Source organism: Modestobacter versicolor (assembly GCF_041028285.1).
GTDB classification, from domain to species: domain Bacteria; phylum Actinomycetota; class Actinomycetes; order Mycobacteriales; family Geodermatophilaceae; genus Modestobacter; species Modestobacter versicolor_A.
In genome coordinates, this window is the sequence record NZ_JABGDB010000001.1 from 993,862 (window position 1) to 1,007,689 (window position 13,828).

The following is a 13,828-nucleotide window of genomic DNA, read 5'->3' on the forward strand; positions in this document are numbered from 1 at the left end:
CTGCTGTGAACCCGACCGCGTCCGGGTCGGAGCCCCGGCCAGCGGGCGACCGCCCGCTCACCCTCACCGACCTGGCCGACCTGGTCGGCCCGCCCGTACAGGGTGATCCGGCCACCCCGGTCACCGGCGTGACGCTCGCCTCCGGCGCCGTCCGGCCCGGCGACCTGTTCGCCGCCCTGCCCGGCGCCAACGCGCACGGTGTCCGGTTCGCCCCGGACGCCGCGGTACGGGGCGCCGTCGCGGTGCTCACCGACCCGGCCGGCGCCGGCGCCGCGACCGCCACCGGGCTGCCGGTCTGCGTCGTCGACGACCCGCGCGCCGTGCTCGGCGCCGTCGCCGGCCGGTTGCACGGCCTGCCCAGCGAGCAGCTCACGGTCATCGGCATCACCGGCACCAACGGCAAGACGACGACCAGCTACCTGGTGGAGGCCGGCTTCGCCGCCGCCGGCTGGACCAGCGGGCTCATCGGCACCGTGCAGACCCGCACCCGCGGCCGCGACGCCGCGGGGGAGCCGGTCACCACCGAGATGCCCAGCGCCCGCACCACCCCGGAGGCCCCCGAGCTGCACGCGCTGCTGGCCGGGATGGTGGCCTCCGGCGTCCGGGGCGTGGTCATGGAGGTCTCCAGCCACGCGCTGGTCATGGGCCGGGTCAGCGGGGTGCGCTTCGCCGCCGCCGGGTTCACCAACCTCTCCCGCGACCACCTCGAGTACCACCACGACATGGAGAGCTACTTCCAGGCCAAGGCGCTGCTGTTCGACGGCCGGGCCGCGGTCGAGGTGGTCGACGTCGACGACGCGGCCGGCCGGCGGCTGGTCCGCCCCACGACCGTCACCGTCAGCACCCACGGCGCCGCCGCGGACTGGTCGGCCACCGACGTCGCCGGGGTCGCCGCGGGCGGCTCGACGTTCACCCTGCACGGACCCGGCGGCCGCAGCTGGCCGGCCCGGCTGCGGTTGCCGGGTGACTTCAACGTGGCCAACGCGGTGCTCGCGGTCGCCCTGCTCGACGCCGTCGGGGTGCCCCCGGAGACCGCGCTGGCCGGCATCGCCGATACCGTCGTCCCCGGCCGGATGGAGCCGGTGGACGCCGGTCAGCCGTTCGTGGCCGTCGTCGACTACGCGCACACCCCGGACGCGGTGACCACGGCGCTGGCGGCGCTGCGGTCCGCGACGGGCGGGCGGCTGCTGACCGTGCTGGGCTGTGGGGGTGACCGCGACCCCGGCAAGCGACCGGCGATGGGCGCCGCGGCGGCGGCCGGCAGCGACCTGCTGGTGATCACCGACGACAACCCCAGGTCGGAGGACCCGGCCCTGGTGCGCGCCGCCATGCGGGCCGGTGTGGACGACGTCCCGGCCGGGAGCCGCGCCGAGGTGCTGGAGATCGGCGACCGGCGGGCGGCGCTGGCGGCCGCGGTCGCCCGGGCGCGGCCGGGTGACACCCTCCTGGTGGCCGGCAAGGGCCACGAGACCGGCCAGGAGGTGGGAGGACAGGTGCTGCCCTTCGACGACCGGGCCGTGCTCCGCGAGGTGCTGCTGGCCCGGACGGTGGACGCATGATCGAGCTGACGCTCGCCGAGGTCGCCGAGGCCGTCGGCGGGGAGCTGACCGGCGACGGGACGCTCGCCGTCACCGGCGCGGTGCTCGTCGACTCCCGCGCGCTGGGCGCCGGTGACCTGTTCGTGGCGCTGCCGGGGGAGCGGGTGGACGGCGCGGACTTCGTGCCCGCCGCCGCCGCGGCCGGCGCGGTCGCCGCCCTCACCACCCGGGCGGACCCGGCGCTGCCCTGCGTCGTGGTGGCCGACCCGGTCGAGGCGCTGGGCCGGCTGGCCGCCGCGGTGCACCGCCGGCTCGCCGACGCCGGCCTGTCCACCGTCGGCATCACCGGCTCCTCGGGCAAGACGTCCACCAAGGACCTGCTCGGCCAGGTGCTCGCCGCCGACGGCCCCACGGTCAGCCCGCAGGGCTCGTTCAACAACGACATCGGGCTGCCGCTCACCGTGCTCACCGCCGGCACCGGCACCCGCCACCTGGTGCTGGAGATGGGCTCGCGCGGGCCGGGCCACGTCGCGCGGCTGTGCCGGATCGCCCGCCCGGACGTCGGGGTGGTGCTCAACGTCGGCTCCGCCCACCTCGGCGAGTTCGGCAGCGCCGAGGTGATCGCCCAGAGCAAGGGCGAGCTCGTCGAGGCGCTGCCGGCCGACGGCACCGCCGTCCTCAACGCCGACGACCACCGCGTGCTGGGCATGGCACCGCGCACCAGCGCGCGGGTGGTCACCACCGGGCTGGGCCCGGACGCGGACGTGCGCGCCACCGACGTGACGCTGGACGACGCCGCCCGACCGCGGTTCACCCTGGTCGCCGGCGGCGAGGAGCACCCGGTCGCGCTGCAGGTGGTCGGCGCCCACCAGGTGCCCAACGCGCTGTCGGCGGCCGCCGCCGCCCTGGCCGCCGGGATGACCCCCGCCGCGGTCGCCGCCGCGCTGTCCGCGGCCGGGCCGCGCAGCCGCTGGCGGATGGAGGTCACCCGCCGCGCCGACGGGCTGACCGTCGTCAACGACGCCTACAACGCCAACCCCGAGTCGATGCGCGCCGCGCTCGCGGCGCTGGTCCGGCTCCCGGGCCGGCGGCGGGTCGCCGTCCTCGGCGCGATGGGCGAGCTCGGGCCCGGCTCCGACGCCGAGCACGCCCGGCTCGGCCGGGACGCCGTCCGGGCCGGGGTCGACCTGCTGGTCTCCGTGGGGCCGGACGCGATCGGCGTGCACACCGGGGCGCTGGCCGAGCTGTCGGCGCAGGGCCGGACGACCGACGACAGGACCCAGGAGGGACCAGCGCTGGACAGCGTGCTGCACGTGCCCGACCGCGAGGCAGCCCGCGCGCTGCTGGCCGACGCCCTCGGCGCGGCGGACGTGGTGCTGGTCAAGGCGTCCCGGTCCTACGGGCTGGAGCGGCTGGCCGCCGACCTGCTGGAGGGCACCGACGGCGCCGCCGGCACGGACGGGGCGGCCTCGTGAAGTCCGTCCTCATCGCCGCGGCCGTCGGGCTGATCGTCTCCATCCTGGTGACGCCGCTGGCGATCAAGGCCTTCCGGCAGCACGGCTTCGGCCAGGAGATCCGGGACGACGGCCCGGAGAGCCACCTGTCCAAGAAGGGCACGCCCACCATGGGCGGCACCGTGATGGTGCTGGCCACCGTGCTGGGCTACCTGGTGGCCCACCTGTTCCTGCTGGACCAGGAGGGCCGGGGGGTCACCAAGACCGGCCTGCTGCTGCTGTTCCTGCTCATCGGGCTGGGCACCGTCGGCTTCCTCGACGACTACCTGAAGATCCGCTACCGCCGCAGCCTCGGGCTGAACAAGACCGCCAAGCTGGTCGGCCAGCTCGTCATCGGCGTCACCTTCGCGGTGCTGGCGCTGATCGAGGACGGCAGCGGGCCGGCGGTGGCGACCACCGCGGTCTCCTTCGTCCGCGACATCGAGCCGCTGGTGCTCCCGACGTTCCTGTTCGTCGCGGTCGCCTACCTGTTCATCGCCGGCTTCTCCAACGCGGTCAACCTCACCGACGGGCTGGACGGGCTGGCGGCCGGCTGCTCGGCGATGGTGTTCGCCTCCTACGTGATCATCTCGTTCTGGCAGTTCGGCCACGACTGCGGCAGCGCGCTGGCCACCGACGGCTGCTACACCGTCCGCGACCCGCTGGACGTCACGCTGATCGCCGCCGCCGCGATGGGCGCCTGCCTGGGCTTCCTGTGGTGGAACACCTCACCGGCCCGGATCTTCATGGGCGACACCGGCTCGCTGGCCCTGGGCGGGCTGATGTCGGGGCTGGCCATCGTCACCCGCACCGAGCTGCTGCTGGTCGTGCTCGGCGGGCTCTTCGTGGCGGTGACCCTGTCGGTGGTCATCCAGGTCGGCTTCTTCCGGGCCACCCGCCGGAGGGTGTTCCGGATGGCACCGCTGCACCACCACTTCGAGCTGGCCGGTTGGACGGAGAACACCGTCATCGTGCGGTTCTGGCTGGTGACCGGCATGGCGGTGGCCTTCGGCATCGGGCTGTTCTACGCCGACTGGCTCTCCATCACGGGCCTGTGATGGTCGGCCGGCTGGGCACCGTGCTGGTCGCCGGGCTGGGCGTCTCCGGCGCCGCGGCCGCCCGGGTGCTGCTCGCCCGCGGCGACGACGTCGCCCTCACCGACGCCGCCGAGCCGGCCGTCGTCGGTGAGCTGGTCGCGGCCGGCGCCCGCTGGCTGGGCCCGGTCACCGCGCCGCCCCAGGACGTCGACCTGGTGGTCACCTCCCCGGGCTGGCGGCCGGAGCACCCGCTGCTCCAGGCCGCGGCCGCCCGCGGCCTGGAGGTCGTCGGCGAGCCCGAGCTGGCCTGGCGGCTGCGCACCCCCGGCCCGGACGGCGGGGCGCCGGCGCCCTGGTACGCGGTCACCGGCACCAACGGCAAGACGACCACGGTGACGATGCTGGAGCAGGTGCTGCTCGCCGGAGGCCGGCGGGCCGTCGCCGCCGGCAACGTCGGCCGGCCGCTGGTCGAGGTGGTCACCGCCCGCGACGCCGACGGCCGGCCCTCCTTCGACGCGGTCGCCGTGGAGTTGTCCAGCTTCCAGCTGCACTGGTCCTCCTCGATCGCCCCGGCGGCCGCGGCGGTGCTCAACGTCGCCGACGACCACGTCGACTGGCACGGCTCCTTCGAGGCCTACCGGGACGCCAAGGCGCGGCTGCTGCGGCTGGCCCCGGTCGCCGTGGGCGACGCCGGCGACCCGGTGGCCGCCGCGCTGGTGGCCCGGCACCGGCACCCGGTGACGGTGACCCTGGGCGAGCCGACCCGCGGGCAGCTCGGGGTGCGCGCCGGGTCGCTGGTCGACCGGGCGTTCAGCGCCACCCCCGCCGGGGAGCTGCTCGTCGAGCTGGACGCGCTGCAGGTGCGCGGCCCGCACAACACGGTGAACGCGCTGGTCGCGGCGGCGCTGGCCCGGGCCGCCGGGGTCGACGCCGAGGCCGTCGGGCGGGGGCTGGCGGCGTTCCGCGGCGGCGCCCACCGCAACGTGCTGGTCGGCACCGTCGACGGCGTCGACTTCGTCGACGACAGCAAGGCCACCAACCCGCACGCGGCGGGCGCCTCGCTGGCCGCCTACCCGCGGGTGGTGTGGATCGCCGGCGGGCTGCTCAAGGGCGCGGACGTCGACCCGCTGGTCGCCGCGGTCGCCCCCCGGCTGGCCGGGGTGGTCCTGCTGGGCCGTGATCGCGAGCAGTTGGCGAGGTCGTTGGCGCGACACGCCCCGTCGGTCCCACGCACCGTGGTCCCCAGCGGCGACGATGGGGCCGTGGGTGCGGATGGGGACAGCGTGATGCGTGAGGTGGTGGCCGCCGCCGTCCGCCTGGCGCACCCCGGTGACACCGTCCTGCTGGCCCCCGCGGCCGCCTCCATGGACGTGTTCACCGACTACGCGCACCGCGGCCGGGCGTTCGCCGACGCGGTGCGCGCTCTGGGCTGAGGTCCCGGTGACCGCCTCCACCCGCGAGCGGAGCGCCCGGCCTGCCCCGCGGGAGCGGACGTCGGCGGGCGCACGGACCGCCGGTGGCGTCCGGCTGCGCGGGCCGGCCTGGCTGGACGGCCCGATGACCTCCTCGCACCTGGCGCTGGGCTCGGCCGGGCTGCTGCTCGTCGTCGGCCTGGTCATGGTGTTCTCCGCCGCCTCCATCGAGGCGGCCAAGGCAGGGCTGCCCGCCTGGGAGCCCGGGGTGCGGCAGAGCGCCTTCGCGCTGATCGGGCTGGTCGGCATGCTCGTGGCGATGCGGCTGCCGGTCGGGCGGCTGCGCCAGTGGTCGGGCCGGGCGATGCTGGTGGTCTTCGGGCTGCTGCTGCTCGTGCTGGTCCCGATCCCCGGGGTGACCCTCGAGCTCAACGGGGCGCGGGCCTGGTTCAACCTCGGGTTCACCAACTTCCAGCCCTCGGAGCTGGCGAAGCTGGTGTTCGCGCTCTGGGGCGCGCACGTGCTCGCCACCCGGGAGAAGTACCTCACCACCCGGTCGCTGCTGATGCCGGTGCTGCCGGCCTTCGGGGCGATGACGGTCCTGCTGCTCCTCGAGCCGGACATGGGCGCGGTGGTCAGCCTCGGCCTGGTGGTGGCCGGCCTGTTGTGGGCCGGCGGGCTGTCCCGGCGCTGGATCGGCGGCGCCGTGCTCGCCGTGGCCGTCGGGGTGTTCCTGATGGTGCAGGCCGCGCCCTACCGGATGGCCCGGGTCACCGGGTTCCTCGACCCCTGCTCGGACGCCAGCGACAGCGGCTACCAGGCCTGCCACGGCCTGTACGCGCTGGCCACCGGCGGGTTCTGGGGCGTCGGGCTGGGCAACAGCGCGATGAAGTGGAACCTGCTGCCGCACGCGGAGTCCGACTACATCTTCGCGATCATCGGCGAGGAGCTGGGCTTCCTCGGCTGCCTCGTCGTCGTCGTCCTCTACGGCATCCTGGGCTGGGCCGGCTTCCGGATCTCCCGGCGCTCGACCGACCGGTTCGTCCAGCTGGCCAGCGTCGCGATCACCGTCTGGCTGATCGGCCAGGCCACCATGAACATGGGCTACGTCGTCGGGCTGCTGCCGGTCACCGGTGTCACGCTGCCGCTGATCTCCGCCGGCGGCACCTCGCTGGTGCTCACCCTGTTCGTGGTCGGGCTGCTCGCCCGGTTCGCCCGCGCCGAACCGGCGGCCATCGCCCACCAGCGCGCCCACCCCCGCGGCCGGCTCGCCCGGCTGCTGCTGCCGGTGCCGACCGCCGCGGTCGACCCGGTGCCGCCGCGGCGCCGGCGGAACGGGCGCGCCCCCGACCCCCGCGCCGCCGCCGGCCGGCCCGAGCGCACCCCGGGCCGCACGGTGGCCCGGGTGCCCGACGACCGCCGTGCGCAGCCGCGGGGCCCCGAGCTGCGCCGTGCCGAGCTGCGCCGTGCCGAGCCCCGCCGTGCCGAGACCCGTGCCGAGCCCCGTGCCGAGCCCCGTGGCGCCGACCCGCGCCGCACGGAGCCCCGCCGCACCGAGCCCCGGGGCGCCGACGCCCGACGCGGCGACCCCCGCCGTGCCGACCCCCGCCGCGCCGACCTGCGGCGCGGCCCGGAGCTGCGCCGTCCACCGGAACCGGACCGCACCCCGGACGAGCGGCGACGCCGTCCGGAGCGGCAGACTGTCCCCGGCCGGCAGGACGCCGGTGACCGCCCCACCGTCCGCAGCCGGCCCGCGCCCGCCGCGGGGTCCGTCCCCCGGGACGCGCCCCGCGAGCGACCACGGTCCGGTGAGCTCCCCGCCGTCGGGGCGCGCCCGGTGCCGCGGTCCCGCCCCCCGAGAACGGAACGGCCAGGACGCCCGCAGTGACCTCCCCCCAGCCCGCCCCCGGCACCCCCGGAGCGGCTAAGCCCTCGTCCGCCGCCCTGCACGTCGTCCTGGCCGGTGGTGGCACCGGCGGGCACATCGAGCCGATGCTCGCCCTCGCCGACGCGCTCAGCCGCCGCACCGTCGGCGGCGCCGCCGTCCGGATCACCTGCCTGGGCACGGCCCGGGGCCTGGAGACCACGCTGGTGCCGGCCCGCGGCTACGACCTGCGGCTGATCCCGCCGGTGCCGCTGCCCCGCAAGCCCACCCTCGACCTGCTCCGCGTGCCCGGCCGGGTCCGCCGCGCGGTCGCCGACACCCGGGCCCTGCTCACGGAGCTGGGCGCCGACGTGGTCGTCGGCTTCGGCGGGTACGTGGCGCTGCCGGCCTACCTGGCCGCCCGCGGCGCGAAGGTGCCGGTGGTCGTGCACGAGGGCAACCCGCTGCCCGGGCTGGCGAACCGGATCGGCGCCCGCCGCGCCGCCCGCGTCGCGGTGACCACCGCCGGGACGCCGCTGCGCGGCGCCGAGCACGTCGGCATGCCGCTGCGGACGTCGATCACCGGCCTGGACCGGGCGGGGGAGCGGGCCGCCGCCCGGGCCGCCTTCGGCCTGGACGCCGACCGCCCGACGCTGCTGGTCTTCGGGGGGTCGCAGGGGGCCGCCTCGCTGAACCGCGCCGCGGTCGGTGCCGCCGACGCGCTCACCGCCGCCGGGGTCCAGGTGCTGCACGCGCGGGGCCCCAAGAACACCGACGTCACCGTGCCGGCCCGGCCGGCCGGCTCGGCGCCCTACGTCGTCGTCGACTACCTGGAGCGGATGGACCTCGCCTACGCCGCCGCCGACCTGGCGCTGTGCCGCTCCGGTGCGGTCACCGTCGCCGAGCTCTCCGCGGTCGGCCTGCCGGCCGCCTTCGTGCCGCTGCCGATCGGCAACGGCGAGCAGCGGCTGAACGCGCTGCCGGTGGTCGAGGCCGGGGGAGGGCTGCTGGTGGACGACGCCGAGCTGTCCCCGGCCTGGATCGAGGCGCAGCTGCTGCCCCGGCTGACCGACCCTGCCGCCCTCGCGGCGCTCGCCCGGCACGCCGCAGCGGCCGGCATCCCCGACGCCGACGAGAGGCTGGCCGACATCGTGCTGGAGGTGGCTCGCCCGTGAGCGCTGCCGACGTGGCTGCCTGGAAGGACCCGATCCCGCCGCTGGAGTCGCTGGGGGCGGTGCACTTCATCGGCATCGGCGGGGCCGGGATGAGCGGGATCGCCCGGATCATGCTGGCCCGCGGGCTGGCGGTGTCCGGCACCGACCGGCGCGACTCCCCGGCGATGCGGGCGCTGGCCGCGCTCGGCGCCCGCGTCGAGGTCGGCCACGACGCCGCCCACCTCGGCGACGCGGCCACCGTGGTGGTCTCCACCGCGATCCGGCCGGACAACCCGGAGCTGGTCGCCGCCCGCGAGCGCGGGCTGCGGGTGGTGCCGCGTGCGGTGGCGCTGGCCGCGGTGATGGCCGGGCGGCGCAGCGTCGCGGTGGCCGGCACGCACGGCAAGACCTCGACGACCTCGATGCTCACCGTCGCGGTGCAGTCCTGCGGGGTCGACCCCTCCTTCGCCATCGGCGGCACGCTGAACGAGTCCGGCTCCAACGCCCACGCCGGCCAGGGTGACGTCTTCCTGGCCGAGGCCGACGAGAGCGACCGGTCCTTCCTGCTGCTGGCGCCGTACGGCGCGATCGTCACCAACGTCGAGGCCGACCACCTGGACAACTACGGCGACCTGGCGGCGGTGGAGGCGGCGTTCGACACCTTCGTGGGCACCGTGCCGGCCGACGGTTTCCTGGTGCTCTGCGCCGACGACCCCGGCGCGGCCCGGCTGGCCGGCAACGACCCGCCCGCCCGGGTGCGCACCTACGGCCAGGGTGCCGGGGCCGACCTGCAGCTGGTCGACCTGACCGTCGCCGCCGACGGCACCCGGTACACCGCCGTCCTGGACGGCGAGGTGCTGGGCCCGGTGCACCTCCGCCTGCCCGGGGCGCACATGGCGCTCAACAGCGCCGCCGCCCTGCTCGCCGGGCTCGAGCTGGGGTTGCCGGCCGCCGGGCTCATCGGCGGGCTGGGCCGCTTCGGGGGCGTGCACCGCCGCTTCGAGCTCAAGGGCGTCGTCGCCGGGGTGCGGGTGTACGACGACTACGCCCACCACCCGACCGAGGTCGCCGCGCAGCTGCGTGCCGCCCGGGCGGTGGTCGGCGACGGCCGGCTGCTGGTGCTGTTCCAGCCGCACCTCTACAGCCGCACCGCCCAGTTCGCGACCGGCTTCGGCGAGGCGCTCGGCCTGGCCGACGAGGTCGTGGTGATGGAGGTCTACGGCGCGCGGGAGGACCCGGTGCCCGGCGTCACCGGCGCGCTGGTCGCCGACGCCGTCCCGCTGCCGGCCGGCCGGGTGGCCTTCGAGCCCTCGTGGTCGGCCGCGGCCGGGGCGATGGCGGCCCGGGCCCGCCCCGGTGACCTCGTGGTGACCATGGGGGCCGGCGACGTGTCGATGGTGGGCCCGGAGGTGCTGGCCGCGCTCGGCGAGACGGACGAGGACGAGAACGGGGACGAGGACGCCACCGCGGACGGGGACGGGTCGGAGCCCGCGCGGTGAGCCGCGCCGCGACCACCCGCGACCGGGCCCGGGGCGGCCGGGACGGGCGGCCGGGTCGCGGCGACGTGCCACCTGCGGTCACCCCGCTGAAGCCGCGCCGCCGGCGGGCCCGCCGGCGCGCCTCACCGCGGCGCCGGCTGCTGACGGCGCTGGCCGCGGCCGCCGTGGTCCTCGGCGCGCTGGGCTGGCTGCTGCTGGGCAGCCCGCTGCTGGCCGTGCGCACCGTGCAGGTCGACGGCGAGGCGGGGCTCAGCGCCGACCTGGTGGCCCGGACGGCCGGCATCCCCGAGGGCACCCCGCTGGTGCGGGTGGACACCGCGGCCGCGGCCGCCCGGGTGGCGGCGCTGCCGCAGGTCGACTCGGTCGAGGTCACCCGGGGCTGGCCGAGCACCGTGGTGGTCACCGTCGCCGAGCGGGTGCCGGTGGCCCTGGTCGTCGACGGGGGCCGCCGCCAGCTCGTCGACGCCGAGGGCGTCGTCTACGACACCATCAGCGGCGCCACCCCGGCCGGGGTCGTCCCGCTCGACGTCGCCGACCCGGGACCGGACGACGCCGCGACCACCGCCGCGCTGGGCGCGCTCACCGCCCTGCCGCGGAGCGTCCGGACCGAGGTCACCGGGCTCGCCGCCCGCAGCGCCGACGACGTCCGGCTGACGCTCACCGACGGCCGCGAGGTGCTGTGGGGGAGCGCGGCAGGCACCGACCGCAAGGCGGACGTGCTGGGCGCGCTCGTGGCCCGGATCGAGGCCGGCGACCTGGCGCCGGCGACCACCCTGGACGTGAGCACGCCGGACGCCGTCGTCCTGCGGTAGCCGCGCCGCGGCGGGAGAGTCCCAGGATGACCGAGACGCCGATCAGCCGGTTCCCCGTCGTCCCGCTCGCCGACCTGCCCCCGGACCTGCGGGAGCGGTTCGCCGAGGTGGCCGACCGGAGCGGCTTCCTGCCCAACGTGTTCGCGGCGCTGGCCTGGCGGCCGGACGAGGCCCGCGCCTTCTTCGCGCTGCACGACGCGCTGATGGACAAGGACACCCCGGGGTTGAGCCAGGCCGACCGTGAGGTGCTGGTCGTCGCGACCAGCGCGGCCAACGGGTGCCTGTACTGCGTGGTGGCGCACGGCGCGCTGGTCCGGATCCGGGCCCGGGACCGCTACCTGGCCGACCAGGTGGCCGTGGACTGGCGCAAGGCGCCGCTGTCCCCGCGGCTGCGGGCGGTGGTCGAGGTGGGCGTGCTGCTGGCCGTCGACCCGGTCCGGGTGACCGAGGCCCAGCAGCACGGGCTGCGCGGGCACGGGCTCACCGAGGACGACGTGTGGGACGTCGGCGCGATCGTGGCGCTGTTCGCGCTGTCCAACCGGCTGGTGCACTGGGCCGCGGTGCCCCCGAACCCGGAGTTCCACCTGCTCGGCCGGGTGCCCCGCGGGTGACCGGGACGCGTCGCCCGACACGCCCGGGCAGAAATCGGTGTGCGAGTCGTCGTCCTCGGGCGCGCCGGTGTGCTCCGCCGACGTCTGCACCCGGGCGTGAGACGTCCACCAGGCGGGTCGTCACCAGCAGTGAGCCGGATGTGACAGACGGGTCGGTCGATCCTGGTGCGACATCGCCTGCTGGACACGCCGACCTCGGGCGGGTGCTTGCTGCCCCGTCGGGGCCCACCTAACTTCGTCCTCACACGGACTGAGTTGACATAACTATAAGGCTTAACCTGAGGATGAGGGTCCAGTTGGGGAGCGCAGCATGACACCTCCGCACAACTACCTCGCGGTCATCAAGGTCGTCGGCATCGGCGGCGGCGGGGTGAACGCGGTCAATCGCATGATCGAGGTCGGCCTCAAGGGGGTCGAGTTCATCGCGATCAACACGGACGCACAGGCACTGCTGATGAGCGACGCGGACGTCAAGCTCGACGTCGGCCGTGAGCTCACCCGCGGCCTGGGCGCGGGCGCGCAGCCCGATGTCGGCCGCCAGGCCGCAGAGGACCACCGCGAGGAGATCGAAGAGGTGCTCAAGGGCGCCGACATGGTCTTCGTGACGGCGGGCGAGGGCGGTGGCACCGGCACCGGTGGTGCCCCGGTCGTCGCCTCGATCGCCCGCAAGCTCGGCGCCCTGACCATCGGCGTGGTGACCCGCCCGTTCTCCTTCGAGGGGAAGCGGCGGGCCGTCCAGGCCGAGACGGGCATCGAGGAGCTGCGCAACGAGTGCGACACGCTCATCGTGATCCCGAACGACCGGCTGCTGCAGCTGGGCGACCGGAACGTCAGCGTCATGGACGCGTTCCGGACCGCCGACCAGGTGCTGCTCTCCGGTGTCCAGGGCATCACCGACCTGATCACCACGCCCGGCCTGATCAACCTGGACTTCGCCGACGTCAAGTCGGTCATGTCCGGGGCGGGCTCGGCGCTGATGGGCATCGGCAGCGCCCGCGGGGACAACCGCGCGCTGCTGGCGGCCGAACAGGCGATCGCCTCGCCGCTGCTGGAGGCCTCGATGGAGGGTGCCCACGGCGTCCTGCTGTCGATCTCCGGTGGGTCGGACCTGGGGCTGTTCGAGATCAACGAGGCCGCCTCGCTGGTCTCCGACGCCGCGCACCCGGACGCGAACATCATCTTCGGCGCCGTCATCGACGACGCCCTCGGTGACGAGGTGCGGGTGACGGTGATCGCCGCCGGCTTCGACGGCGGGAAGCCCAGCAACCGCAAGGACGCCGGGACGACGACCCTGGCCACCGCCGCACCGGTGGCCCCGGCCCCCGTCGCGCCGGCTGCGCCCGTGACGGCGACCGCCCCGCGGCCGAGCGTCCCGGCGCAGACCGGCGAGCGGCTGGTGACCCAGGCCCCCGCGGCCGCGGCACCGGCGTCGCCGGCCGCCCCGCGCCCGGGCCAGCCCGGTCAGCCGCCGCAGGGCGGTGGCATCACCGTGCCGCCGCTCCCGCCGATCGCGGGCGCCGGCAGCGGCAACCGCCGTCCGCTGGCGTCGGACGACTTCGAGGAGGAGCTGGACATCCCCGAGTTCCTCCGCTCCCAGTAGAAGGACCCCTGTGCCCCCCACCACTCGCGAGCTCGTGGCGGGCCCCTGCACAGGGGCCGTTCCAGCGGGTCACCTTGAGTGACGGACCGGCCGCTCCGACGGCGGTGCGACCCCGACGGGTCGTCACCGACCGACGGGGCGGCCGTTCCGTGTCCCCGTACGAGTCGTTCAACCTCGGCGTCCACGTCGGCGACGACCCGGCCGCGGTCGCCGCCAACCGGCAGCGGCTCGCGACGGAGATCGGCGTCCCGGTCGACCGGCTGGTCTGGATGACCCAGGTGCACGGCACCGGGGTGGCCGTCGTGGAGGACGCGGGGGAGAACCCGGTCGCCGACGTCGACGCCCTGGTCACCGCCACCCCCGGCCTGGTGCTGTGCGTGCTGGTGGCCGACTGCGTGCCGGTGCTGCTCGCCGACCCGGTCGCCGGTGTCGTCGCCGCGGTGCACGCCGGGCGCGAGGGCGTCCGCCGGGGCGTCGTGCCGGCCACGCTGGCGGCGATGACCCGGCTCGGTGCCCGTCCCGCCGACGTCGAGGCGCTGCTGGGCCCGGCGGTCTGCGGCCTGGACTACGAGGTGCCGGCCGGCATGCAGGCCGACGTCGCGCGGGTCGCCCGGGCCGCGGCGGTCCGCACCCGCCAGGGCACGCCCGGGCTCGACCTGCGGGCCGGGATCGCCGAGGTGCTCCGCGGGGCCGGCGTCCGGCAGGTCGTGCACGACCCCCGCTGCACCGTGGAGGACCGCCGGCTGTTCAGCCACCGCCGCGACGGCGTGACCGGTCGCCAGGCCGGCGTCGTGTGGCTCGGCTGACG

11 protein-coding genes are annotated in these 13,828 nt (G+C 76.5%); all 11 read left to right on the plus strand.

Features of this window, described 5'->3' with window-relative positions:
• Positions 1 to 5 precede the first annotated feature (5 nt).
• The 11 genes from HL054_RS05000 (at position 6) to pgeF (ending at position 13,826) form a co-directional block, all read left to right on the plus strand.
• Complete coding sequence (locus HL054_RS05000) at positions 6 to 1,559, plus strand: UDP-N-acetylmuramoyl-L-alanyl-D-glutamate--2,6-diaminopimelate ligase (RefSeq protein WP_369137687.1); 1,554 nt, start codon at positions 6 to 8, stop codon at positions 1,557 to 1,559.
• Complete coding sequence (locus tag HL054_RS05005; protein WP_369137688.1) at positions 1,556 to 3,013, plus strand: UDP-N-acetylmuramoyl-tripeptide--D-alanyl-D-alanine ligase; 1,458 nt, start codon at positions 1,556 to 1,558, stop codon at positions 3,011 to 3,013. Before HL054_RS05000 ends, HL054_RS05005 begins: the two co-directional genes overlap by 4 nt.
• Positions 3,010 to 4,089 carry a phospho-N-acetylmuramoyl-pentapeptide-transferase gene (mraY, locus tag HL054_RS05010; protein ID WP_369137689.1) on the plus strand — a complete coding sequence of 360 codons (1,080 nt, stop codon included), beginning with the start codon at positions 3,010 to 3,012 and terminating at the stop codon, positions 4,087 to 4,089. The genes HL054_RS05005 and mraY overlap by 4 nt, the downstream gene beginning before the upstream one ends.
• Entirely contained in the window at positions 4,089 to 5,501 is a 1,413-nt protein-coding gene (murD, locus tag HL054_RS05015) for a UDP-N-acetylmuramoyl-L-alanine--D-glutamate ligase (protein WP_369137690.1), read from the plus strand. Before mraY ends, murD begins: the two co-directional genes overlap by 1 nt.
• 7 nt (positions 5,502 to 5,508) lie before the next feature.
• Positions 5,509 to 7,368 carry a putative lipid II flippase FtsW gene (gene ftsW / locus HL054_RS05020; protein WP_369137691.1) on the plus strand — a complete coding sequence of 620 codons (1,860 nt, stop codon included), beginning with the start codon at positions 5,509 to 5,511 and terminating at the stop codon, positions 7,366 to 7,368.
• Entirely contained in the window at positions 7,365 to 8,519 is a 1,155-nt protein-coding gene (gene murG, locus HL054_RS05025; RefSeq protein ID WP_440347918.1) for an undecaprenyldiphospho-muramoylpentapeptide beta-N-acetylglucosaminyltransferase, read from the plus strand. The genes ftsW and murG overlap by 4 nt, the downstream gene beginning before the upstream one ends.
• Positions 8,516 to 9,997, plus strand: coding sequence for a UDP-N-acetylmuramate--L-alanine ligase (gene murC / locus HL054_RS05030; protein WP_369137692.1), 1,482 nt, complete (start codon positions 8,516 to 8,518; stop codon positions 9,995 to 9,997). Before murG ends, murC begins: the two co-directional genes overlap by 4 nt.
• The gene (locus HL054_RS05035) at positions 9,994 to 10,809 is read left to right on the plus strand and encodes a cell division protein FtsQ/DivIB (RefSeq protein ID WP_369137693.1); all 816 of its coding nucleotides are present in this window, start codon (positions 9,994 to 9,996) and stop codon (positions 10,807 to 10,809) included. Before murC ends, HL054_RS05035 begins: the two co-directional genes overlap by 4 nt.
• Before the next feature lie 26 nt (positions 10,810 to 10,835).
• On the plus strand, positions 10,836 to 11,420 hold the full coding sequence (locus HL054_RS05040; RefSeq protein WP_369137694.1) for a peroxidase-related enzyme: 585 nt from the start codon (positions 10,836 to 10,838) through the stop codon (positions 11,418 to 11,420).
• Positions 11,421 to 11,730: 310 nt separating this feature from the next.
• Complete coding sequence (gene ftsZ, locus HL054_RS05045; protein ID WP_369137695.1) at positions 11,731 to 13,020, plus strand: cell division protein FtsZ; 1,290 nt, start codon at positions 11,731 to 11,733, stop codon at positions 13,018 to 13,020.
• Positions 13,021 to 13,124: 104 nt separating this feature from the next.
• Positions 13,125 to 13,826, plus strand: a complete 702-nt coding sequence (gene pgeF, locus HL054_RS05050; protein WP_369137696.1) for a peptidoglycan editing factor PgeF — start codon at positions 13,125 to 13,127, stop codon at positions 13,824 to 13,826.
• Positions 13,827 to 13,828: the final 2 nt, after the last annotated feature.